Genomic DNA, 23,376 nt, shown 5'->3' with positions numbered 1-23,376 from the left:
GCTTCGGCGGTCGCTGCTGCGCAGCAGCGACCGCCGAAGTACACCCTGATGGCCGAAAGCCGGACCGGTCCGACGCGGTCCTCGCGTCCCGGCGGCCCTCGCGGCGCCGCGTGGATGTCCGGGGCGCCTGGCGGCCTACCGCGCGAACAGGTCGCGGGCCGGGGCGGGGGAGTCCTCGGCGTCGGCGTCGCCGACCGGTGCCGCAGTGGCGCAGAACCGCGTCAGCGCCGACCCTTCGAGCAGCCGTGCCATGTCGGGGTCGCGGTGGGCCCGGCGGGACAGTTCGTCGGTCGGCAGGGCCGCGTCCGAGGCCGCGAGCACCAGGTTGCCGAACCGGCGCCCGCGCAGCACCGACGGCTCGGCGATCAACGCCACGTGCGCGAACACCGAGCGCGCCGTCGCCACCTGGCGGCGGGCGTGCCGCAGTGCGTGGCCATCGCCGATGTTCGCGGCGAAGGTCCCGCCCGGCCGCAGGACGCGGGCGGCGTCGGCCATGAACTCGGCGGACGTCAGGTGCGCGGGCGTGCGCGCGCCCGCGAAGACGTCGCACACCACCAGGTCGGCTGATGCGTCGTGGCGCTCGGCGAGCCACGCACGGGCGTCGCCGGTGCCGACCCTGATCGCCGCGCGCTTGTCCCACGGCAGTTCCCGGCGCACCAGGTCGATCAGCTCGGCGTCGACGTCGACGGCGCGCTGACGGGAGCCGGGCCGGGTCGCGGCGATGTAGCGCGCGAGGGTGAGCGCACCGGCGCCAAGGTGCAGGGCGTCGACCGGCCGCCCCTGCGGGGCTGCGAGGTCGGCGACGTGCCCGAGCCGCCGCACGTACTCGAAGTCGAGGTGCGCGGGGTCGTCGAGGTCGACGTGCGACTGCGGGGTGCCGTCCACCATGAGCAGCCAGGACCCCGGCCGGTCGGCGTCGCGCAGTAACTCGGTGCGCGGTGCGCCGGGTTCGGTGGCCTCTCGGTCGCGCGCGCCCATGGTCTCCCTCGTCCGTTGCCGATCCGACCGCTCCACGGTACGGCCCCCCGCGACGGCAGCCTTCGACGTCGCCGGGGTCATGGGGCGTGATGCGGGGGTCTGGGGGGCTGCGTGGGGCCTTCCCTTGTGGGCTGCTGCGGATGCCCATGAGGGCCGCTAGCCTGGGAGCCCCCGCGAATCCGGTGCAGAACCCCTCGGATCCGTGTCCTGTGTTCCCGATGATCTCTCCTGGGAGTGGCCGTGCTGCTGCGGATGTCGACCCTGTTCCTGCGCACCCTGCGTGAGGACCCGGCGGACGCTGAGGTGCCGAGCCACAAACTGCTCGTGCGCGGCGGGTTCGTGCGGCGCGCCGCTCCCGGCGTCTACACCTGGCTGCCCCTGGGCAAGCTCGTGCTCGACAACATCGCCGACCTCGTCCGCGAAGAGATGAACGGCATCGGCGGCCAGGAGGTGCTGCTGCCGGCCCTGCTGCCCCGCGAGTACTACGAGGCCAGCAACCGCTGGACCGAGTACGGCGATACCGTGTTCCGCCTCCAGGACCGCAAAGGCGCCGACTACATGCTCGGCCCCACCCACGAGGAGCTGTTCACCCTCCTGGTCAAGGGGGAGTTCACCTCCTACAAGGACTTCCCCGTGGTGCTGTACCAGATCCAGGAGAAGTTCCGCGACGAGGCGCGGCCCCGCGCGGGCATCCTGCGCGGCCGCGAGTTCCACATGAAGGACGCCTACTCCTTCGACATCGACGACGCCGGCCTGCAACGCTCCTACGACCTGCACCGCGGCGCCTATGTCCGCATCTTCGACCGGCTCGGCCTGAAGTACGTGATCGTCTCGGCGATGTCGGGCTCCATGGGCGGCTCCGCCTCCGAGGAGTTCCTCGCCGAGACCGAGTACGGCGAGGACACCTTCGTCCGCAGCACCGGTTCGGACTACGCGGCGAACGTCGAGGCCGTGCGGACCCCCGCACCGCCGCACCTGCCCGTCGAGGGGCTGCCCGAGGCGGTCGTGCACCACACGCCCGACACCCCCACCATCCAGACCCTGGTCGACTTCCTCAACGGCGCCGCCCTCGGCCGGGAGTTCACCGCCGCCGACACCCTGAAGAACGTCCTCGTGAAGACCCGCCGCCCGGGCGAGGCCGCGTGGGAGATCCTCGGCATCGGCCTGCCCGGCGACCGCGAGGTCGACATGAAGCGCCTGGAGGCCGCGGTGTACCCGGCCGAGGTCGCGCTGCTCGACGAGGCCGACTTCGCCGCGCACCCCTATCTCGTCAAGGGCTACGTGGGCCCCAACGCGCTGCTCGCCAACAAGCTGCGCTACCTCGTCGACCCCCGCATCGTCGAGGGCACCGTGTGGACCACGGGCGCCGACCAGCACGACCACCACGTCGTGGACCTGGTGTGCGGGCGCGACTTCACCCCCGACGGCACCATCGAGGCCGCCGAGGTCCGCGAGGGCGACCCGTCGCCCGACGGCACCGGCACCCTCTACACCGCCCGCGGCATCGAGATCGGCCACATCTTCCAGCTCGGCCGCAAGTTCACCGACACCTTCGGGCTCGACGCCCTCGGCCCCGACGGCAAGCCCAAGCGCGTCACCATGGGCTCCTACGGCATCGGGGTGTCGCGCCTGGTCGCGGCGGTAGTCGAGCAGTCGCACGACGACAAGGGCATCGTCTGGCCGCGCTCCGTCGCGCCCGCAGACGTCCACGTGGTCGGCACCGGCAAGGGCGAGCAGATCGAGGTCGCGGTGCGCCTCGCCGAGGAGCTCGCCGCCCAGGGCGTGCGGGTGCTCGTGGACGACCGCAAGGGGGTCTCGCCGGGGGTGAAGTTCACCGACTCCGAACTGCTCGGCATCCCCACCACGGTCGTCGTCGGCAAGAAGCTCGCCGAGGGCCTGGTCGAACTGCGCGACCGGGCCGGGGGCGGGCACAGCGAGATCGCCCTGGACGCCACGGTCGCGACGGTGGCGGCGCTCGTCAAGGACGCCTGAGCAGCGCGCCGAGGGCCCGGTCGGACCGCGCGCCCCGGGCCTCCGGCGCGCGGCGGGGCCGCCCCCGTCGCGGACGGCCGAAAGGCCCCGCCGCCCGCGGGCGGCAGAGGGTCAGAGCCGCCCGCCGGGGAACCCGGGGAACGCAGCGAGGTCGGCGCCCCATTCGAGGGCCCGGACGACGGTCATCTGGAGCGACCGCCCGGCGAGTTCGCGCAGGGCGCGGTCCGACGCCCCGGCGAGTTGCAGGTACGCCTGCGCGGCCGTCTCCTCCAGCGAACCGGCGTAGTCGGCGAGGCCCTGCTCGGACGTGTCGTCGGGGATGGCGTACGCCGCCTTCGACACGGCCGGTTCGGCCCCCCGGTTGATCAGTTCGGTGCGCAGCGTCTCGCGGTGGTTGCGGTGGTCGTCGAGGAAGGCGCGGCACCGTTCGCGCGTCGCGCCGGTGGTCTTGGCGCCGATGAAGCCGTAGCCGTAGACCGCGGCGTGCTCGGCGCGCAGCGCCTTCTGCAACGCCGCGGTGTCGCTGCCCGGCTCCGGGGCCTCCGACGCTTCGTTCGTACTGCTCACAGTGGTCCTTCCTGCGCCGGGCCCCACTGCCCGGCGGACGTCGCCGGGGTCACGCCTGGGAGAGCAGGTGCGCGTGGCCCACTTCGCACGCGCCCACGCTGACGAGCAGCTGCGCGAGGGAGCGGTCGGCGACCTTCGCCGCGTCGCGCCCGCGCATGCCGGCCGCCGTCTCCTCGGCGACCTGGAGCGCCGCGACGGACAGCGGGTCGTCGGAGACCGGTTCGGGACTGGGCCCGGTGGTCGAGGTGGGCGCGGGGTCGCGCCCGCCGCTGTCCTCGGGAAGCCGGTCGCGCAGCGCCTTGAGGTGCTCCTCGTGGTGGCCGAGCAGCTTGGCGAGCAGGTCGCCGGGCGCGTCGCCGCCCTCGATGGCGGCCTCGTATCGGGCGATCAGCCGCTGCTTCTCGGTGATGGCACCGCGCAGCACGTACTCGTCGGGGCTGATCTCGGCGGGGTACCACCCCGCCCCCTGGCATCCGGCGAGCACGGCGGCGGACACCGCCGCCGCCCCGCCGGCGAGCAGCGCGCGGCGGCTCACGCCCGACCCGGTCGAACGGCGCACGCGCCACCTCTTCCTCTCGGCCGCCGGCGGGCACGCGCGCCGGACGGCTCTTCTGTTGACCCCCGGTACGCGCGGCACACCGGGCGGTGAAACCAAGCGGGCATAACCCTGCGACTGGATACCCCATCTTTTCACGCCGCGGGGCCCTGCGGCGCGCCGACGGACCGACTGGCGGGCATCGCGCGGCGCCGCGCGCCGCGCCCGCCCGGACCGCGCGGCCCCGGCCCGGGAAGTGCTGGACAGAGGCGCACTGCGGATACTCTTGGTGCAAACCGCCGTCGGTCGCGACGCGCGGATCACGCATGTGCAGAGCTGGACCGCCCCGTCGCCCTCAGGGCCGCGGGCGGAATTCGCCGAGGAGGGCATCGGATTTATGGGCGCGCAGGCTCGCCAGGAGAGGCTCACTGAGCTGCTGGAGCCCGTCCTGGCCGAGGTGGGGCTCGATCTGGAGACGATCGAGGTCACCCCCGCGGGCAAGCGCCGCCTGCTGCGGATCGTCGTCGACTCCGACAACGGTGTCGACCTCGACGCCGTCGGAGACGTCAGCCAGGTCATCTCCGACACGCTCGACACCTCCGAGGCCATGGGCAAGGCGCCCTACGTCCTCGAGGTGACCTCCCCAGGCGTGGACCGGCCGCTCACCGAACCCCGGCACTGGCGCCGCGCGAAAGGGCGGCTGGTGCGCGCCCTCCTCGCTGAGGGCGGCGAGGTCGAAGGGCGCGTGCTGGACGCCGACGACTCCGGGGTCACCCTGGAGACCGACGGCGGCAGCCGCTCCTTCGGCCACGACGACCTGGTTCGCGGCAAGGTCCAAGTGGAATTCCGCCGTGATGACGCGGACGCCGACACCGACGCGGCGGACTAGTAGGGGGAGTCGTGGATATCGATATGAGTGTCCTTCGCAGCCTTGAGCGCGAGAAGGACATCTCGGTGGACCTCGTCGTCAAGGCGATCGAGGACGCGCTGCTGATCGCCTACCACCGGCAGGAGGGGACCGACATCGACGCCCGGGTCGAGCTGAACCGCTCCACCGGGCACGTGACCGTGTGGGCGGTCGAAGCCGATGCCGACGGTTCCGCTGTCGGCGAGTACGACGCCACCCCCTCGGGTTTCGGGCGGATCGCCACCTCGACGGCCAAGCAGGTCATCTTGCAGCGGCTGCGCGACGCCGAGGACGAGCTCACGCTGGGCGAGTTCGCGGGGCGCGAGTCCGAGGTCGTGTCCGGCATCATCCAGCAGGGCAAGGACCCGCGGAACGTGCTGGTCGACCTCGGCAAGATCGAGGCGATCCTGCCCCCGCAGGAGCAGGTGCCCGGCGAGGAGTACGTCCACGGCGAGCGGCTGCGCGCCTACGTGGTCCAGGTGCGCAAGGGCCACCGCGGCCCCTCCGTCACGCTGTCGCGGACCCACCCCAACCTGGTGCGCAAGCTGTTCCAGTTGGAGGTCCCCGAGATCGCCGACGGCACCGTTGAGATCGCCGCAATCGCGCGCGAGGCGGGCCACCGCACCAAGATGGCCGTGAAGTCGAACAAGTCCGGTGTCAACGCCAAGGGCGCCTGCATCGGCCCGCTCGGCAGCCGGGTGCGCAACGTCATGGCCGAGCTGCACGGCGAGAAGATCGACATCGTCGACTACTCCGAGGACCCCGGCGAGTTCGTCGGGAATGCGCTCTCCCCGGCCCGCGTTTCGCTGGTAGAGGTCCTCGACCCCGTTGCGCGGGTGGCGCGGGTGACCGTCCCCGACTACCAGCAGTCGCTCGCCATCGGCAAGGAGGGGCAGAACGCCCGCCTGGCCGCGCGCCTGACCGGGTGGCGGATCGACATCCGGTCCGACGCCGAGCCGGCCGAGGGCGCCTCGGAGGCCGAAGGCGAGCAGCCGCCGGGCCCCGCCGATGCCTCGGCGCGATAGACTGGAAGCGGTCGACCGAGCGGCCCCCGTGCGGATGTGCGTGGGCTGCCGGTCCCGCGCAGCACAAGACGACCTGCTGCGCCTGGTGGCCGAAGGCGGGGTCCTCCTGCCCGATTCCGCCAGGCGGATGCCGGGCCGGGGCGCCTACCTGCACCGCGATCCGCGGTGCTGGGCGCAGGCCGAGCGGCGGCGCGTGTGGCGAAGGGCCCTGCGGGCCGATGGCGCCATCGACACCTCGCGTGTCGGTGCGCTCTTCGCCGACGCCCCGTGCGTTGGAGTCGGTCCGGGATCCGGATAGGGTTGTCATGACCACGTCGGTTTCGCCGCAGCGAAAAGCGGCGGACGGCGGTTCTTGTCATGTCGTACGAGACGCACGTGGTCGCCCCATTGTTGTGTAACGACGATTCGGAAGCGGGTCGAGATTGCGATGAGCACTCGATGAGTACGCAGCGATGAGTACGTCAAGCTAGCGACGGTCCGGCACGAGCTCATGTCCCGGACCGATGTAGAGGAGAGCAGTGGCAAAGGTCCGGGTATACGAGCTCGCCAAAGAGTTCGGAGTCGAGAGCAAGGCCGTCCTGGCCAAGCTCACCGAGATGGGCGAATTCGTCCGTTCGGCGTCCTCGACGATAGAGGCGCCGGTGGTCCGTCGGCTCAAGGAAGCGTTCAACAACGGCTCCGCTGAGAAGAAGGGCGGCGGCGGCAAGCCCGCTGCGCGCCCCTCGGAGCCCAAGCCCCGCCCCAGCGGCGAGGCACAGCCCGCGTCCCCGCGTCCCGCGGGGCCCAAGCCGGGTCCGAAACCGAGTGCGCGTCCCAGCGCGCCCGCCGCAGGCGGCACCGACAACGGCGCGCCCGCTACCGGTGCGCCCGCCACTGGTGCGAAGCCGGGGCCCCGCCCCGGCCCCGCGAAGCCGACCGACCAGCCGTTCCAGCCGCCGGTGCAGCAGCCCGCGGCGCCCGAGCAGCCGGCGGTCGAGCAGCCCACTGCGGCCGAACCGGCGGCAGAGCGCCCCGACGCCGAGCAGCAGCCCGCGGCACGCCCCGAGCGCGGCCCGCGCCCCGGCGGCGACCGCCCGGGCCCCCGCCCCGGCGGTGAGCGCCCCGAGCGCGGTCCGCGTCCCGGCGGTGAGCGCCCTGAGCGCGGCGGCAGCGAGCGCGGCGGCGGCCGTTCCGAAGGCGGTGGCGGCAGGGGCCCGCGTCCGGGTCCCCGTACCGGCACCCCGCGCCCGGGGAACAACCCGTTCGCGTCCACCGCGACCGGCATGGGCTCCAAGCCCGCGCCGCGCCCGGGCCCGCGTCCCAGCGGCCCCGCGGGCGGCCAGGGCGCCCCGCGCCCCGGCGGTGCCGGTGAGCGCGGCGGCAGCGAGCGCGGCGGTGCGCCGCGTCCCGGCGCCGGTGGGCCCCCGCGCCCGCAGGCGCCCCGTCCGGGCGGCCCCGGCGCAGGTGCCCCGCGTCCCGGCGGTGCCGGCGGCCCGCGTCCCGGCGGTGCGGGCGGTCCGCGCCCCGGTGGCGGTGCGCCCGGTGGTCCGCGCCCCAGCCCGATGAACATGCCGTCCTCCCGTCCCGCCCCTGGTGGCGGCGGCGGTGGCCGCGGGGCCCCCGGTGGCCGCGGCGGTGGCGGCGGCCGTCCCGGCGGCGGTGGCCGTCCCGGTGCCGGCGCGGGTGCCGGTCCGCGCCCCGGTAGCGGCGGTGGCGGCGGCGGTCCGCGCCCCGGCGGCTTCGGCGGCCGTCCCGGTGCCGGCGGCCGCGGTCGCGGCGGCGGCACGGCCGGCGCGTTCGGGCGCCCCGGTGGCCGTCCCGGCCGCCAGCGCAAGTCGAAGAAGCAGCGGCGTGCGGAGTTCAACGAGCTCGGCGCACCGTCGTTCGGCGGCGTCAAGATCCCGCGCGGCAACGGCCAGTCCGTCCGGCTGTCCCGCGGCGCGTCGCTGTCGGACTTCGGCGACAAGATCGAGGTCAACCCGGCGTCGCTGGTGCAGGTCATGATGCACCTGGGCGAGATGGTCACGGCCACCCAGTCGCTGACCGACGAAACCCTGCAACTGCTGGGCGAGGAGCTCAACTACACGATCGAGGTCGTGTCGCCCGAGGACGAAGACCGCGAGCTGCTCGAATCGTTCTCCATCGAGTTCGGTGAGGACGAAGGCGGCGAAGAGGCGCTGGTCGCGCGGCCCCCGGTGGTCACGGTCATGGGCCACGTCGACCACGGCAAGACCCGCCTGCTCGACGCCATCCGCAACACCAACGTGGTGAGCGGCGAGGCCGGCGGCATCACCCAGCACATCGGTGCCTACCAGGTCGCGACCGAGGTCGACGGTGAAGAGCGCAGGATCACCTTCATCGACACCCCGGGCCACGAGGCGTTCACCGCCATGCGTGCCCGCGGTGCGCAGGCCACCGACGTCGCCGTGCTCGTGGTGGCGGCCGACGACGGCGTGAAGCCGCAGACGGCCGAGGCCATCGACCACGCGAAGGCCGCTGATGTGCCGATCGTGGTGGCGGTCAACAAGATCGACGTCGAGGGCGCCGACCCGCAGAAGGTGCGGTCGCAGCTCACCGAGTACGGCCTGGTCGCGGAGGAGTTCGGCGGCGACGTCCAGTTCGTCGACATCTCCGCCCGGCAGGGCGTCAACATCGACGGCCTGCTCGAATCGGTGGTGCTGACCTCCGACGCCGCGTTGGACCTGCGGGCCAACCCCAAGCAGTCGGCCCAGGGCATCGCCATCGAGGCCTACCTCGACCGCGGCCGCGGCTCCATGGCGACCGTCCTGGTCCAGCGCGGCACCCTGCACGTGGGCGACTCCATCGTCTGCGGCGACGCCTACGGGCGCGTCAGGGCGATGCTCGACGAGAACGGCTCCCAGGTCGCCGAGGCCGACCCGTCGCGCCCGGTGCAGGTGCTGGGGCTGACCAACGTCCCGAGCGCCGGCGACAACTTCCTCGTCGTCAAGGACGACCGGGTGGCCCGCCAGATCGCCAACCAGCGCGAGGCGCGCGAGCGCTTCGCGCAGCAGGCGAAGGCGAGCCGCCGCGTCACCCTGGAGAACTGGCAGCGGACCCTCGAAGAGGGTGCGCGCAGCGAACTGCTGCTGCTCATCAAGGGCGACATGTCGGGCTCCGTCGAGGCGCTGGAGGAGTCGCTGCTCAAGATCGACGCGGGCGGCGACGAAGTCGACATCCGCGTCATCGGGCGGGGCGTCGGCGCCATCACCCAGAACGACATCAACCTGGCCTCGACGTCGGACGCCATCATCATCGGCTTCAACGTCCGGCCCGAGGGCAAGAACAGCGAGCTCGCCGACCGCCTCGGCGTCGACATCCGCTACTACTCGGTCATCTACCAGGCGATCGACGAAGTGGAAGCCGCGGTCAAGGGCCTGCTCAAGCCCATCTACGAAGAGGTCACGCTGGGCTCGGCGGAGATCCGCGAGGTCTTCAAGGTGCCGAAGATCGGCAACATCGCCGGTTCGATCGTCCGCAGCGGGATCATCAGGCGCAACGCCAAGGCGCGCCTGATCCGCGAGGGCGTGGTCGTCTCCAGCAACCTCAACGTCGACTCGCTGCGCCGGTTCAAGGACGACGCCACCGAGGTCCGCGAGGGCTACGAGTGCGGTATCGGTGTCGGCTACAACGACCTGCGCGAAGGCGACACCATCGAGGTGTACGAGATGAAGGAGAAGCCGCGCGACTAGTCGCATTAGTCGCAGGCCCTCCCGTGGCGGTCCCCCGGGCCCCGGCCGTGTGCCGGGGCCCGGGGTCCGTCGCCACAAGACGACCCCCGAGGTGAGTGTGTGTTCGTTGGTGCTCTGACACTCGACGTGCTGCTGGGCGACGTCCATTCGCTGAAGCAGAAGCGCTCAGTGGTCCGCCCGATCGTGGCGGAGATCAATCGCAAGTTCGAGGTGTCGGTCGCCGAGACCGGCGAGCAGGACCTGCACCGGCGCGCCGAGATCGGCGTCGCCGTGGTGTCGGGGACCGCGGCGCACTGCGCCGAGGTCCTCACCGCCTGCGAGCGGCTGGTCGCCGGGCACCCCGAGATCGAGCTGCTGTCCGCGCGGCAGCGGCTCTTCAACCAAGAGGAAGACTGAGCAAGGACCATGGTTGACGCCGCACGTGCGCGCAAGCTCGCCGACCGGATCCAGCGGATCGTGGCGGAGATGCTGGAGCGCCGGATCAAGGACCCGCGTCTGGGGTTCGTCACGGTGACCGACGCGCGGCTCACCAACGACCTCCGCGACGCCACGGTGTTCTACACCGTGTTCGGCACCGATGAGGAGAAGGCGGGCACCGCCGTGGCGCTCGACAGCGCCAAGGGCGTCATCCGCACCGAGGTCGGCCGCCAGACCGGGCTGCGCCACACCCCGAGCCTCGCGTTCGAGCTGGACGGTGTGCAGGAGAACGCCGCGCACATCGAGGACCTGCTCGCGAAGGCCAGGCAGGCCGACGCCGAGGTCGCACGCGCCGCCTCGGGGGCGTCGCCGGCCGGCGACGCCGACCCGTACAAGGCCCCGCGCGAACCCGACGAGGACGAGTAGCCGCGGCCATGGCAACCAGCGGGGTAGTGATCGTCGACAAGCCCGCCGACTGGACGTCGCACGACGTCGTCGCCCGGGTGCGCCGGCTCGCCGGCACGCGCCGGGTCGGCCACGCCGGGACGCTCGACCCCATGGCGACCGGGGTCCTGGTGCTCGGTATCGACAAGGGCACCAAGCTGCTCGGACACCTCACACTGACCGAGAAGGTGTACGCGGCGACCATCCGGCTGGGCCGCAGCACCAGCACCGACGACGCCGAGGGCGAGGTGACGGCCGAGGCGGACGCCTCCGGCGTCGCCGACGACGCGGTGCACACCGGGGTCGCCGCGCTCACCGGCCCCATCGAGCAGATCCCGCCGCAGGTCAGCGCGATCAAGGTGAACGGCCAGCGCGCGTACAAGCTCGCCCGGTCCGGCACCGAGGTCGCGCTCAAGGCGCGGCCGGTGACCGTGTCGGAGTTCTCCGTCGAAGAGGTCCGGCGCACCGGCGGGTTCGTCGACGTCGACGCCCGTGTCCGCTGCTCCAGCGGCACCTACATCCGCTCCCTCGCCCGCGACCTCGGCGACTCCCTCGGTGTCGGCGGGCACCTGACCGCGCTGCGCCGGACCCGGGTCGGCCCCTACACCGCCGAGCAGGCGCACACCCTCGACGCCCTCGCCGCGGAGTTCACCACGGTGCCGCTGGCGCAGGCGGTCGCCGCGTCGTTCCCGGTCCGGGTGCTCAGCGCCGAGGAGGCCGCCCGCATCTCGCACGGCAACCGCATCGCGCCCGGCACCCTGGGGCCGGGGCCCATCGGCCTGTTCGCGCCGGGCGGCGAGGTCGTCGCCCTCGCCGAGGAGCGGCCCGGGCACACCAAGCCGATCGTGGTGTTCGAACCCGCGTAGGCCGCTGCGCGGCAGGAGGGAGCCGAGGTGCTGCACTGGCGCGGGCCGGACGACGTTCCGGCCGACTGGGGCCGTTCCGTTGTCGCCGTCGGGGTCTTCGACGGCGTCCACCGCGGCCACCAGGCCGTCCTCGCCGCGGCTGCGGGGCGTGCCGCCGCCGAGGGACTGCCCATGGTGGTCGTCGCGTTCGATCCGCACCCCGATGCCGTGCTCCGCGGGGCGGCGCCCGCGGTGCTGACCCCGCCGGAGCGGCGCGACGCCCTGCTCGCCGCGCACGGCGCCGACGCGGTGTGCGTGCTGGACTTCACGCCGGGGTTCGCCGCGACGCCAGCCGAGGACTTCGTCCGGCAGGTGCTGGTCGACCTGCTGCACGCCGAGGCCGCCGTGGTCGGCGCGGACTTCCGCTTCGGCGCGGCAGCGGCCGGCGACGTCGGCCTGCTGCGCACGCTCGGCGACAAGGCGGGGTTGGCCGTCGACGCCGTCCCGCTCGTCGCCGACGGCCCCGCCGCCACCGCCGTCTCCGCCACCCTCATCCGCGAGCGGGTCGCGGCCGGCGACGTCGAGGCCGCCGCCGCGCTGCTCGGGCGCCCGCACCGGGTCGGCGGCGTGGTCGTGCGGGGCTTCGCGCGCGGCCGCGACCTCCTCGGCTTCCCCACCGCGAACCTCGACCTGCCGCCGGGCCTCGCCGTCCCGGCCGACGGCGTCTACGCGGGGCGGCTGCTGCACACCGGCCCCGCCCCCGGCGCGGAGGACCAGTGGCCGTGCGCGATCTCCGTTGGGACCAACCCCACGTTCGACGGCCCCGACCGGACCGTCGAGGCGTACGCGCTCGACCGCGACGACCTGGAGCTGTACGGGGCGCCGATGGCGGTCGACTTCGTCCGCCGCATCCGCGGGCAGGAGCGGTTCGACAGCGTCGAGGAGCTGATCACCGCCATGGACCGCGACGTCGCGACCGCCCGGCGGATGCTGGCGGGCGGGTCCCCGGGCTGACGGGGCGGCCCCGCCGCGCGAGGTGTCCGAGGACATCGCGGCATGGCATAGGATCGGTAGGTCGGTCGTGCCCAGGAGTATTCGTGGGCACAGCGTCCGCTGCGTTCGACCGCACAGGTCCGCATCGCGGCGCGGGACGACAACCATCCGGAGACTGTGGGCTCGCATGGTCGCCGGCCTGCGCGCCGCCGTCGCACGGCGGGGCGCGGGAACGCTCAACCACCCGCGTGCCATGAATCAAGAAGGAGCGCCGTGTCGATCGACACCGCCACGAAGAACAAGATCATCGCCGACTACGCCACCGTCGAGGGCGACACCGGTTCCCCCGACGTGCAGGTCGCGCTGCTCACGCACCGCATCACCGAGCTCACCGAGCACCTGAAGTCCCACAAGCACGACCACCACAGCCGGCGCGGCCTGCTGCTGATGGTCGGCCGCCGCCGCCGCCTCCTTCAGTACATCGAGAAGAAGGACATCAACCGGTACCGCGCGCTGATCAAGCGCCTCGGGCTGCGCCGCTGAGCACGGCGTAGGCCGATACCGTCCAGGGAGCGGCCCCGGCCGCTCCCTTTCTTAGTAGTGTGGTGTGCGGCGCCACCGCCGCGGTGGTGGCGTTGTGACCTTGCCAGGTACCGGCATGGCACCGATAATCGAATGACGATCTTCCCGCGGCCCGATGTCCCGGTCGCCGCGTCGAGGCCGGTCCTCGGTAGTGGTCTTCGGCTCGCCCCCACGGGGTCGCGCCGAGGGCTTCGATCGAAGGCCGGCCGCCAGAATGACCCCGGTCGCAGCGCCGCCCGCGTATGCGCGGCACTGCCCGGTGTCCCAGTGGCGACGACTCGACGGCTCCATCTCCGGGCACGAGCATGCGGGATCGACCCATATCCCGAGACCGTGTAGGAGGACGCCCATGGAGGGCGCGTATTCCGCAGTAGCCGAGATCGACAACGGTCGTTTCGGCACCCGCAAGATCCGCTTCGAGACCGGCCGGGTCGCCCGGCAGGCCGCCGGGTCCGCCGTCGCCTATCTGGACGACGAGACCATGGTCCTGTCCGCGACCACCGCGTCGAAGCGGCCGAAGGACAACCTCGACTTCTTCCCGCTGACCGTGGACGTCGAGGAGCGCATGTACGCCGCGGGCCGGATCCCCGGCTCGTTCTTCCGGCGCGAGGGCCGCCCGTCCGAGGACGCCATCCTCACCTGCCGGCTCATCGACCGGCCGCTGCGCCCCTCGTTCACCAAGGGCCTGCGCAACGAGATCCAGGTCGTCGAGACCATCATGGCGCTGAACCCCGACCACCTCTACGACGTGGTCGCCATCAACGCCGCGTCGATGTCCACCCAGATCGCCGGGCTGCCGTTCTCCGGCCCCATCGGCGGGGTGCGCGTCGCTCTCATCGAGGGCCAGTGGGTGGCGTTCCCGACCCACTCGGAGCTGGAGAACGCGACGTTCGACATGGTCGTCGCCGGCCGGGTGCTGGCCGACGGCGACGTCGCCATCATGATGGTCGAGGCCGAGTCCACGCCGCGCACCCTGAACCTGGTCGCCGGCGGTGCGGTCGGCCCCAACGAGCAGACCGTCGCCGAGGGCCTCGAGGCGTCCAAGCCGTTCATCAAGGTGCTCTGCAAGGCGCAGTCGGCGCTCGCCGAGCAGGCGTCCAAGGAGACCGGCGAGTTCCCGATCTTCCTCGACTACGAGGACGACGCCTACGCCGCCGTCGAGGGCGCCGTGCGCACCGAACTCGCGCAGGCGCTGACCATCGCCGACAAGCAGGACCGCGAGGCCGAGCTCGACCGGGTCAAGGCGCTCGCCACCGAGAAGCTCGCCGAGGACTTCGAGGGGCGCGAGAAGGAGGTCGGCGCGGCGTTCAAGTCGCTCACCAAGCAGCTCATGCGCGAGCGGGTCCTCAACGAGAAGGTCCGCATCGACGGCCGCGGCCCCAAGGACATCCGCCAGCTCTCCGCCGAGGTCGGCGTGATCCCGCGGGTGCACGGCTCGGCGCTGTTCGAGCGCGGCGAGACCCAGATCCTGGGTGTCAGCACGCTGAACATGCTGCGCATGGAGCAGATGGTCGACACGCTCAACCCCGAGCGGACCAAGCGCTACATGCACAACTACAACTTCCCGCCGTACTCCACCGGCGAGACCGGCCGCGTGGGCTCGCCCAAGCGGCGCGAGATCGGGCACGGCGCGCTCGCCGAGCGGGCCCTCGTCCCGGTCCTGCCGACCCGCGAGGAGTTCCCCTACGCCATCCGCCAGGTGTCGGAGGCGCTGGGCTCCAACGGCTCCACGTCCATGGGGTCGGTGTGCGCGTCCACGATGTCCCTCATGTCGGCCGGTGTGCCGCTGAAGGAGATGGTGGCCGGCATCGCCATGGGCCTGATCAGCGAGGGCGACCAGTACGTCACGCTGACCGACATCCTCGGCGCCGAGGACGCGTTCGGCGACATGGACTTCAAGGTCGCCGGCACCCGGGAGCTCATCACCGCGCTCCAGCTCGACACCAAGCTCGACGGCATCCCCGCCTCGCAGCTCGCCCAGGCGCTCCAGCAGGCCCGGGGGGCGCGGCTCGCCATCCTCGACGTCATGTCCGAGGCCATCGAGCGTCCGGCCGAGATGAGCCCGCACGCGCCGCGCATCCTCACGGTGAAGGTGCCCGTCGACAAGATCGGCGAGGTCATCGGCCCCAAGGGCAAGATGATCAACTCGATCCAGGACGACACCGGCGCCGAGATCACCATCGAGGACGACGGCACCATCTACATCGGTGCCACCGACGGCCCGTCCGCCGAGGCGGCGCGCGACACCATCAACAGCATCGCCAACCCGACCATGCCGGAGGTCGGCGACCGCTACCTGGGCACGGTCGTCAAGACCACCGCCTTCGGCGCGTTCGTCTCCCTGCTGCCCGGCAAGGACGGCCTGCTGCACGTGTCGCAGATCCGCAAGCTGCACGGCGGCAAACGGATCGAGAACCTCGACGACGTCATCAGCATCGGCGAGAAGATCCAGGTCGAGATCCGCGAGATCGACGACCGCGGCAAGCTCTCGCTGATCCCGGTCGAGGTGGTCGAGGCCGAGGCCGTCGCCAAGCCGGCGGCCGAGCCGGCCGCGGCCGAGGAGTCCGCCGACAAGCCCGAGAAGGGCGAGTCCGCGGGTGAGGACGGCGACCGCCGTCGCCGCCGCACCCGCGGCGGGCGCGGCGAGAACACCTGATCAGCGCAATAGTCGGGCAGGGGCGGCCGCACCACGGGTGCGGCCGCCCCTGCGGTATCCGCAGCAGCCGCGTATTCGAGAAGGACTCATGAGCTCTCACCCCATCGCCGCCGAGCAGCGGCCCGACACAACGGTCACCTTGCAGGAGCCGGGCGAGGGCTCGGGCCTGGTGCGGCGGACGGTGCTACCGGGCGGGCTGCGCGTCGTCACCGAGGCCATGCCGGGTGTGCGGTCGGCGGCGTTCGGCATCACCGCGACCACCGGTTCGCGCGACGAGGACGCCGCGCACGCCGGGTCGGCGCACTTCCTCGAACACCTGCTGTTCAAAGGCACCGGGACCCGATCGCCCCTGGAGATCTCCGCGCTGCTCGACGGTGTGGGCGCCGACCACAACGCCTACACCACCAAGGAGCAGACCAGCTACTACGCCAAGGTGCTCGACCGGGACCTGCCGCTCGCGATCGACGTGGTGAGCGACATGGTCGCGAACTCGGTCCTGGACCCCCGCGAGGTCGAGACCGAGCGGGGGGTCATCCTCGAAGAGATCGCGATGTACGAGGACGAGCCGAGCGACCTGGTGGACGACGTGTTCGCCGAGTACTTCCACGCCGACTCGCCGCTCGGGCGGCCGGTGCTGGGCACCAACGACACCATCGCGGGGCTGTCGCGCGACCGCATCTTCGAGCAGTACCGCGAGAGCTACGTCCCCTCGCGGCTGGTCGTGGCGGCGGCCGGCAACCTCGAACACGAGGCGGTCGTCGCCCAGGTCGCCGAGGCGTTCGCGGCGCAGTCGGCGGCGGCGGGCGACGCCCGCCCGGCCGCCCCGCGCATCGGCGGCCCGCGGGTGCCGGTGCACGCGGGGCAGACCCTGCTCTCGCGCGAGACCGAGCAGGCCCACGTGATCCTCGGTGTGGACGGCGTCGCCCGCACGGACCCGCGCTGGTACGCGCTGAAGGTGCTCAGCGCGGAGCTGGGCGGCGGGATGAGCTCCCGGCTGTTCCAGGAGGTGCGGGAGCGGCGCGGGCTGGCGTACGCGGTGCACGCCTACACCGCGTCCTACGCCGACTGCGGCAGCTTCCAGGTGTATGTGGGCTGCCTGCCCGGCAAGATCGACGAAGTGCTGTCGGTGTGCCGGGCGGAGCTGGCGCGCGCGGCCGCCGACGGGCTCACCGACGACGAGCTGGTGCGCGCCAAGGGCCAGATCCGCGGGTCGTGGGTGCTGGGCACCGAGGGGACGAACTCCCGCATGGGCCGTCTCACGCAGCACGAGCTGGCGTTCCCCCGCCACTACTCGGTGGAGGACGACCTCGCCCTGTTCGACGCGGTCACCGCCGACGACGTCCGCGCCGTGGCGGCCGACATCCTCAACGGGGAGCAGACGCTCGCCGTCATCGGCCCCTACGAGGAGGGCCGCGAGTTCTGACCCGGAGCGCCGTTCGCGCGGCCCCCGGTGCACCGACGGCTCGGTGCGCCGGGGGCCGCGTCGTGCCCGGGGAGCCGATCGGCGCCGTGCGCGGTGGAAACCGCACCCATTCGTCAATAATCTACGTAGTGCAAGAAGTCGAGGTAGGAAAATCCCGCACGTTCCCGGGTGCTTTGCGCCGGGGAGCGTCGTCGCCTCGCGCCACGACCACCGCAGAGGAACACCACGGGATGCCCCACGACGAATTGCGCGCACAGTTGGAGACGCTGGCGACCGAGGCCAACCGGCCCGAGCACGCCGACATCGACCGGCTGCCCACCGTCGAGCTCGCACGGGCGATGAACACCGCCGACGCCGGGGTCCCCGCGGCCATCGCCGCGCAGCTCCCTGCCATCGCCGCCGCCATCGACGCCATCGCCGCCAGGATGCGGGGCGGCGGCCGGCTGATCTACGCGGGGGCCGGCACCGCCGGGCGCATGGGCGTGCTCGACGCCAGCGAGTGCCCTCCCACGTTCAACACGGCGCCGGGCCAGGTCGTCGGGTTGATCGCCGGGGGCGAGGCGGCGATCCGCTCCGCCGTCGAGGGCGCCGAGGACGACCGGGGTCGGGCAGGCGCCGACCTGGACGCGCTCGGCATCGGCCCCGCCGACGTCGTGGTCGGGATCTCCGCGTCCGGCCGCACGCCCTACGCCGTGACGGCGGTCGTCCACGCCCGCGCCGCCGGGGCGCTGACCGTGGGGCTGGCGTGCAACAGCGGGTCCCCGCTGGGCGGCGCCGCCGAGCACGCGCTGGAGGTCGTGGCGGGGCCCGAGCTCGTCACCGGGTCCACCCGCCTCAAGGCGGGGACGGTGCAGAAACTGGTCCTCAACATGATCTCCACGATCACGATGATCCGCCTCGGCAAGACCTACGGGAACCTCATGGTCGACCTGCGCAGCACGAACGCGAAGCTGCGGGCCCGCTCCCGGCGGATCGTCGCCCTCGCGACGGGAGCCTCAGACCTGCGGATCGAGGAGGCGCTCGCGTCGGCGGGCGGCGAGGTGAAGAACGCGATCCTGATGATCCTCGCCGGGGTGGGCCCCGACGCCGCCGCTCGGATGCTCACCGACACCGACGGCCACCTCCGCGCCGCCCTCGACACCACCCTGCCCCCCACACCCGCCTGACCCAACGACGACCGCGGCCGACGGCAGCCCACCCCCTCGCCCGAGGCCAGCAGAGCCGTGAGAACACCCTCGCACCCGTTGGTTCAACGACATTGGCGCTAGTCTTCGGTGGCTTCCTTGGTGTCGGCGGCGCCGCCGTCGAGGGCGGCGAGGCGCTGCTCGACGTCCTTGACGCGGTCGGCGAGGCCGTGGAGCAGGGTCTCGATCCGGGCGAGCTGCTGGGCGGTCTCAGTGGGCTGCCCGAACGGCCCGCCGGCCGCTTCGCCGCCGAAGCCCCCGACGGGGCGCCGTTTCCGGCGGTCTCGAATCTCGGCACCTGGAGGACCGGAAAGGAACTGGCGGCTGGCGTCGCGCACCGCCTGCGTTTGCACTCCCGCGCCCTCCAGCGCCCGCGCGCCGATGCCGCCGCCCTCGCGCAGCAGGCCGAGCAGCAGGTGCGCGGTGCTGATGTCGTAGTGCCGCATGGCGATGGCCTCGCGCAGCGAGTGTTCGAGCACCTTCTTGGCGCGCCGCGTGAACGGGATGTTGCCCTCGGGTGCCTGCTCGCCGGGTTCGACCTGGGCGAGCACCCGCTCGCGGATGGCGCCGGGGCTGATGCCCAGCACCCCCAGCACCGCCATCGCGGACCCGTCCTCCTCGCGGACCAGCCCCAGCACCAGGTGCTCGGTGCCGATGTAGGCGTGGTCGAGGGCGCGCGCCTCCTCCTGGGCGAAGACGATCACCTGCCGGGCGCGCCGGCTGAACCGCTCGAACATGTCCGCTCCTCTGTGTGCGGATCGGGGGATGGGGCGGGGTGCCTCGCTGGGCACTTACCCACCCGGCGCGCCGGTCAAGACCACCGGCGGGTCGCCGCCTCCGGTACGGTGAGGCCCGTGATCAAGGTAGGAGTATTCGGCGCCGATGGGCGCATGGGGTCAGAAGTCGTCAAGGCCGTCGGCGGCGCCGCCGACACCGAACTGGTGGCGGGGATCGACACCGCGGGGGAGCGCGACCGGGTCCTCGGGGCCGACGTCGTCGTCGACTTCACCCACCCCGACGCCGTCATGGACAACCTCCGCTGGCTCGCGGCGAACGGCATCCACGCTGTCGTCGGCACCAGCGGGTTCGACGACGCCCGGCTCGCCGAGCTGCGCGGCGTGCTCGCCGAGCACCCCGGCGCCAACGCGCTCGTCGCGCCCAACTTCGGCATCGCCGCGGTGCTGATGATGCACTTCGCGGCGAAGGCCGCGCCCTACTTCGACTCCGCCGAGATCATCGAGCTGCACCACACCAAGAAGGCCGACGCTCCCAGCGGCACCGCGCAGCACACCGCCGAGCTCATCGCGCGGGCGCGCGACAACGCCGGTGCCGCGCCCATGCCCGACGCCACCACCGCCGAAGTGCCGGGCGCCCGCGGGGCCGACATCGAGGGGGTGCGCGTGCACGCGCTGCGCATCCAGGGGCTCATCGCGCACCAGGAGGTCGTCCTCGGCACCGACGGCGAGACCCTCACCATCCGGCACGACTCCATGAACCGCGAGTCCTTCATGCCGGGCGTGCTCCTCGGCGTGCGCAGCGTCGCGGGCCTGCCCGACCAGCTCACCGTCGGCCTGGAGCCGCTGCTCGACCTCGGCTGAGTCCCCGGAGCGCCCGAGGAGGCCCGGGGCGGTGGAGCGCGGCCCCCTCCGCCCGGTGCGCACCGGTCAGCGCGGGAAGCGGATCTCCACCCGGCGGTTCTTCTCCCGCCCCTTGGGGTTGTCCTCGCCGTCGACCTCGTTGGGGGCGACCGGGTCGGCCGAGCCCTTGCCCGCTGTGCGGAACTTCACCTCCGTGCCGCTGACGAGCGGCTCCAGCTCCGCCCGGACGGTCTCGGCGCGGTCCTCGGAGAGCTTGGTGTTGTAGGCGTCGTCGCCCTTGGCGTCGGTGTAGCCGACGATGTCGACGGTCTTCCCGCCGGCGTGCTCCTCGAGGATCCCGGCGGCCTCCGCCAGCGCCGTCTCGGCCTTGCCGCTGAGGGTGGCCTTGTCGAAGTCGAACAGGACGTCGGCGGCGAGTGTGACGGTGCGCTCTTTGGCGTTCTCCGCGTCGGTGAGAGAGCCGTCCTCGTTCTCGGTGGCGTAGGTGAGGTCCTCAACGGGCGCGCTGATGCCGTTCACCGGTAGGGAGAGGTCGAGGATCGGGGCCTCCGCCACCGGGCCGGGTTCGGCATCGGCCGCAGCGGGGACGGGCGCGAGCAGCAGGACCGCTGCCGCCGCCGCGGCCAGGCCCACGACGTCAGCTGAGCGGGACATCGTTCAGGGTTCCCGCCTTGGGGATGCTGACGTTCATCTCCTCGACGTCCTTCGGCGGGGCGCCGTAGGTGCCGCTCATGAGGATGCTGTCGCCGCCTTCGAGGGGCTCCCCGTACTTGGGGCCGGTGCACACGCACCGCTTCTGGGAATCGCGCGCGACCAGGTGGACCTTGCCGTTGCCCGGGTCGATGAGCTTCACTCCGGCGATCGTGCCGCGGTCGTCGCTGAGGACGTTGCCGTCGATGAAGGCGGTGCCGAGTTCGATCTCCTTCTTGCCGGTGTTGCTGACGGAGAAGGTCAGCTCGACGGTCTTGCCGCGCCGGGCGAGGTCGTGGACCGCGAAGTGCAGGTCGGCGCCCTGCACGGTGACGTCCTGGCTGGCGATCGTCTTGCGGGGCTTGGACTTGCCCGCCTCGACCTTGCCGCCGTTGACGGGATCGCCGCCGGCCCCCTCGGGGGACGACTCGCCGCCGCCGCTCAGTACGCCGCACCCGGTGAGGGTGAGGGCCGCAATGGCTCCGCAGGCCAGGAGGTATCTCATGGGCGATTTCATGCGCCGAAGCCTAGGGCATGAGCTGGGCTTCCATCCCGAGAGGGTGCGGCCGGCGGGCCGTGCGCCGTTCACGCGGTCAGGAGCGTGAGGGCGAACAGCGCCCCGAACACCAGTTGCAGCCGCCCCGTCTCGCCCAGCGCGAGGACCAGGTCGGTGCCGACCTGCCCGGACGCGACCCTGCGTCCCGGCGGGACGGCGAACGGCGCCGCGACGAGCACCAGCAGCACCCACCAGCTCACCGCCGCCACAGCGAGCGCCGTTGCGAACGCGACGGCGATGCAGCCGAGGTAGAGCCGCCGGGTCCCGGCGTCGCCCAGCACCACGGCCAGCGTCCGCTTGCCGGTGGCGGTGTCGGTGGGGATGTCGCGGAGGTTGTTGACCACCAGCACCGAGCACGACAGCAGCCCGACGGGCACCGCCGCGGCCCACGCGTACCACGGCACCGATCCGACCTGCACGAACACGGTGCCGACCACGGCCACCAGGCCGAAGAACACGAACACCGACACCTCGCCGAGCGCGTGGTACCCGTAGGGGGTGCTGCCGCCCGTGTAGAACCAGGCCGCCACGATCGCCGCGGCCCCGACCAGCAGCAGCCACCACGACGACGTCGCGGCCAGGACCAGCCCGGCGACGGCCGCGATCGCGAAAGAGAGCATCGCGGCGGTGCGGACCTGCGCGGGTTCGGCGAGGCGGGTGGCCGTCAGCCGCAGCGGGCCCACCCGGTCGGCGTCGGTGCCGCGGATGCCGTCGCTGTAGTCGTTGGCGTAGTTCACCCCGACCTGGAGCGCCAGCGAGACGATCAGGGCCAGCAGCGCCTTCCACCACACGAAGCCGTCGGCCGCGAACGCGGCGCCGGTGCCCACCGCGACGGGCACGATCGAATTCGGCAAGGTGCGCGGGCGCGCGCCCGCCACCCATTCGCTCACCGAGGCCACGCGCTGGTCCCTCTTCTCGCTCGAATCGACAGCGGCGCCGGAGGCGTGCACCGGCGTCCGCACAACGTTAGCGCCGCCCGCGGCGCGGCGGGGTCAGGGCCCGATCGCGGCGTGCAGCCGGACCATGGGCACGAGGACGCCCATGTCGATCTCCCTGCGGGCGCCGTCGGGCTGCCAGTTGCTCGCCTCCAGGAACGACCGCAGCGGGTTGGCGGCCTCAAGGGTCCACGCGTACACCGCGCGAATGCCGTCCTCGATGAGGTGGTCCACCGCGGCGTTCAGCAGCCGGCTGCCGTGGCCCTGGCCGGTCGCCGCCGGGTCGACGTGCAGCGCGAGGATTTCGCCGTCGGTGCCCGGCCAGCGGTCCGGGTCCTCCGAGGGCGCGACCGAGACGAACCCCACCACCTCGCGGTCGTGCGTGCCCACCAGGAGGCGGTGCTTGGACGTCGGCGGGTTCCGCACGGCGGCGCGCCACTGCTCGGCGAACGCCGACGCGGCCTCCGCCCCGGTGAGCTCGGCGAGGACCGGTTCGGGCAGCAGCGGGCCGTACATCGTCCGCCACGCCGCGACCTGCACCTCGACGACGGTGTCGATGTCGGCGACCCGCGCTGCGCGGACGAAGTCTTGAGTGGACACGGTCGGCGACCTCATCTGGGTAGGGGCGGGGTGCTTCCGGAATGCTCCCAGGCCGGGTACCGGCGCGCACAACCGGACCCGCCCGGCCGCGCGGTCCTGTTGCGGAGGCGCGGGAGGGCGGCCCGGTCGCCGAGGCGCGGGAGTGCGGGTCCGGTCGCCGAGACGCGGGTGGGCGGTCCGGTTACGGAGGCGGGGGTGGGGGACGACCCCGGCTTTTCCCCCAACTCCGCGCCCGTGCATGCATATCCGCCGATCGGCGTGGCAGCATCGGAGACGTGAGCATCATCATTAGAATCATCGTGAACGCACTCGCCCTGTGGGCGGCGGTGCTGCTGGTCCCCGGAATCGCCGTCGGCGCCCAGGACACCGGCAGCCAGATCGCCACCTACCTCGCGGTGGGTGCCATCTTCGGTGTGGTCAACGCGGTCATCAAACCCATCGTCAAGACGGTGGGCTGCGCGTTCTACATCCTGACGCTGGGCCTCATCGCCCTGATCGTGAACGCGTTCCTGCTGCTGCTCACCGAGTGGCTGGGCGGCTTGTTCAACCTGCCGTTCACGGTCGACGGTTTCACATCCGCGTTCTTCGGCGCGATCGTCGTCGCGGTTGTGAGCTGGGCGTTGAGCGTGTTCCTGCCCGACCGCGACGAGCGGTAGGCGGTACAGGGCCCATGATCCGGGGGCGGTCCGCGCGCAGCGGGACGCCCCCGCTCTCTGGGCGGCATCGGCGCAGATGCCGGAATAATCCATGTCGTCCGGGT

General features: G+C 72.6%; 23 protein-coding genes. 15 read left to right on the top strand and 8 right to left on the bottom strand.

The window, feature by feature from the left end:
* Positions 1-135: 135 nt before the first annotated feature.
* Positions 136-978, bottom strand: coding sequence for a spermidine synthase (locus tag CLV63_RS02690; protein ID WP_106581206.1), 843 nt, complete (start codon positions 976-978; stop codon positions 136-138).
* A 240-nt stretch (positions 979-1,218) separates the two neighbouring features.
* On the opposite strand from CLV63_RS02690, the gene CLV63_RS02685 reads away from it, so the two are divergent.
* Positions 1,219-2,970 (top strand): proline--tRNA ligase, encoded by a 1,752-nt coding sequence (locus CLV63_RS02685; protein ID WP_211301107.1) that lies wholly within the window; start codon positions 1,219-1,221, stop codon positions 2,968-2,970.
* Positions 2,971-3,081: 111 nt separating this feature from the next.
* On the opposite strand, the gene CLV63_RS02680 is transcribed toward CLV63_RS02685, so the two are convergent.
* The gene (locus CLV63_RS02680; RefSeq protein WP_106581205.1) at positions 3,082-3,537 is read right to left on the bottom strand and encodes a ferritin-like domain-containing protein; all 456 of its coding nucleotides are present in this window, start codon (positions 3,535-3,537) and stop codon (positions 3,082-3,084) included.
* Between the two features lie 49 nt (positions 3,538-3,586).
* Positions 3,587-4,096 (bottom strand): hypothetical protein, encoded by a 510-nt coding sequence (locus CLV63_RS02675; RefSeq protein ID WP_211301106.1) that lies wholly within the window; start codon positions 4,094-4,096, stop codon positions 3,587-3,589.
* Between the two features lie 373 nt (positions 4,097-4,469).
* On the opposite strand from CLV63_RS02675, the gene rimP reads away from it, so the two are divergent.
* From rimP to murQ, 12 genes are all read left to right on the top strand, one after another.
* Positions 4,470-4,961, top strand: coding sequence for a ribosome maturation factor RimP (gene rimP, locus CLV63_RS02670; RefSeq protein WP_106581204.1), 492 nt, complete (start codon positions 4,470-4,472; stop codon positions 4,959-4,961).
* A 23-nt stretch (positions 4,962-4,984) separates the two neighbouring features.
* Positions 4,985-6,004 (top strand): transcription termination factor NusA, encoded by a 1,020-nt coding sequence (gene nusA, locus CLV63_RS02665; protein ID WP_106581203.1) that lies wholly within the window; start codon positions 4,985-4,987, stop codon positions 6,002-6,004.
* On the top strand, positions 5,988-6,302 hold the full coding sequence (locus CLV63_RS02660; RefSeq protein WP_106581202.1) for a DUF448 domain-containing protein: 315 nt from the start codon (positions 5,988-5,990) through the stop codon (positions 6,300-6,302). Before nusA ends, CLV63_RS02660 begins: the two co-directional genes overlap by 17 nt.
* A gap of 220 nt (positions 6,303-6,522) precedes the next feature.
* Positions 6,523-9,693, top strand: coding sequence for a translation initiation factor IF-2 (infB, locus tag CLV63_RS02655; protein WP_106581201.1), 3,171 nt, complete (start codon positions 6,523-6,525; stop codon positions 9,691-9,693).
* A gap of 99 nt (positions 9,694-9,792) precedes the next feature.
* On the top strand, positions 9,793-10,089 hold the full coding sequence (locus CLV63_RS02650; RefSeq protein ID WP_106581200.1) for a DUF503 domain-containing protein: 297 nt from the start codon (positions 9,793-9,795) through the stop codon (positions 10,087-10,089).
* 9 nt (positions 10,090-10,098) lie between these two features.
* A complete protein-coding gene (rbfA, locus tag CLV63_RS02645) occupies positions 10,099-10,536 on the top strand; it encodes a 30S ribosome-binding factor RbfA (protein ID WP_106581199.1) in 438 nt (145 codons plus the stop codon).
* A gap of 8 nt (positions 10,537-10,544) precedes the next feature.
* Positions 10,545-11,420 carry a tRNA pseudouridine(55) synthase TruB gene (gene truB, locus CLV63_RS02640; RefSeq protein ID WP_106581198.1) on the top strand — a complete coding sequence of 292 codons (876 nt, stop codon included), beginning with the start codon at positions 10,545-10,547 and terminating at the stop codon, positions 11,418-11,420.
* A 27-nt stretch (positions 11,421-11,447) separates the two neighbouring features.
* On the top strand, positions 11,448-12,413 hold the full coding sequence (locus tag CLV63_RS02635) for a bifunctional riboflavin kinase/FAD synthetase (protein WP_106581197.1): 966 nt from the start codon (positions 11,448-11,450) through the stop codon (positions 12,411-12,413).
* 252 nt (positions 12,414-12,665) lie between these two features.
* Positions 12,666-12,935 (top strand): 30S ribosomal protein S15, encoded by a 270-nt coding sequence (rpsO, locus tag CLV63_RS02630; RefSeq protein ID WP_106581196.1) that lies wholly within the window; start codon positions 12,666-12,668, stop codon positions 12,933-12,935.
* Positions 12,936-13,323: 388 nt separating this feature from the next.
* A complete protein-coding gene (locus CLV63_RS02625; RefSeq protein ID WP_106581195.1) occupies positions 13,324-15,630 on the top strand; it encodes a polyribonucleotide nucleotidyltransferase in 2,307 nt (768 codons plus the stop codon).
* 88 nt (positions 15,631-15,718) lie between these two features.
* Complete coding sequence (locus CLV63_RS02620; RefSeq protein WP_106581194.1) at positions 15,719-17,053, top strand: M16 family metallopeptidase; 1,335 nt, start codon at positions 15,719-15,721, stop codon at positions 17,051-17,053.
* A gap of 230 nt (positions 17,054-17,283) precedes the next feature.
* The gene (murQ, locus tag CLV63_RS02615) at positions 17,284-18,219 is read left to right on the top strand and encodes an N-acetylmuramic acid 6-phosphate etherase (RefSeq protein WP_106581193.1); all 936 of its coding nucleotides are present in this window, start codon (positions 17,284-17,286) and stop codon (positions 18,217-18,219) included.
* A 98-nt stretch (positions 18,220-18,317) separates the two neighbouring features.
* Here murQ and CLV63_RS33120 read toward each other — a convergent pair whose 3' ends face one another.
* A complete protein-coding gene (locus tag CLV63_RS33120) occupies positions 18,318-18,974 on the bottom strand; it encodes a Clp protease N-terminal domain-containing protein (protein ID WP_146165504.1) in 657 nt (218 codons plus the stop codon).
* Between the two features lie 117 nt (positions 18,975-19,091).
* On the opposite strand from CLV63_RS33120, the gene dapB reads away from it, so the two are divergent.
* Positions 19,092-19,835 carry a 4-hydroxy-tetrahydrodipicolinate reductase gene (gene dapB, locus CLV63_RS02605; protein ID WP_211301105.1) on the top strand — a complete coding sequence of 248 codons (744 nt, stop codon included), beginning with the start codon at positions 19,092-19,094 and terminating at the stop codon, positions 19,833-19,835.
* Positions 19,836-19,901: 66 nt separating this feature from the next.
* Here dapB and CLV63_RS02600 read toward each other — a convergent pair whose 3' ends face one another.
* The 4 genes from CLV63_RS02600 to CLV63_RS02585 form a co-directional block, all read right to left on the bottom strand.
* Positions 19,902-20,489: an OmpA family protein gene (locus CLV63_RS02600; protein ID WP_106581191.1), complete on the bottom strand. Its 588-nt coding sequence runs from the start codon at positions 20,487-20,489 to the stop codon at positions 19,902-19,904.
* Positions 20,473-21,042: a hypothetical protein gene (locus tag CLV63_RS02595; RefSeq protein WP_245928529.1), complete on the bottom strand. Its 570-nt coding sequence runs from the start codon at positions 21,040-21,042 to the stop codon at positions 20,473-20,475. Before CLV63_RS02595 ends, CLV63_RS02600 begins: the two co-directional genes overlap by 17 nt.
* A gap of 68 nt (positions 21,043-21,110) precedes the next feature.
* On the bottom strand, positions 21,111-21,980 hold the full coding sequence (locus CLV63_RS02590) for a 1,4-dihydroxy-2-naphthoate polyprenyltransferase (protein WP_106581273.1): 870 nt from the start codon (positions 21,978-21,980) through the stop codon (positions 21,111-21,113).
* A 93-nt stretch (positions 21,981-22,073) separates the two neighbouring features.
* A complete protein-coding gene (locus CLV63_RS02585; RefSeq protein WP_106581272.1) occupies positions 22,074-22,616 on the bottom strand; it encodes a GNAT family N-acetyltransferase in 543 nt (180 codons plus the stop codon).
* Between the two features lie 275 nt (positions 22,617-22,891).
* On the opposite strand from CLV63_RS02585, the gene CLV63_RS33985 reads away from it, so the two are divergent.
* Positions 22,892-23,272, top strand: coding sequence for a phage holin family protein (locus tag CLV63_RS33985; RefSeq protein ID WP_211301104.1), 381 nt, complete (start codon positions 22,892-22,894; stop codon positions 23,270-23,272).
* Positions 23,273-23,376 lie beyond the last annotated feature (104 nt).

Source organism: Murinocardiopsis flavida, from assembly GCF_003014485.1.
GTDB classification, from domain to species: domain Bacteria; phylum Actinomycetota; class Actinomycetes; order Streptosporangiales; family Streptosporangiaceae; genus Murinocardiopsis; species Murinocardiopsis flavida.
The sequence above is the reverse complement of the archived record's forward strand: the minus strand, read 5'-3'. Positions and strand labels throughout refer to the sequence as shown.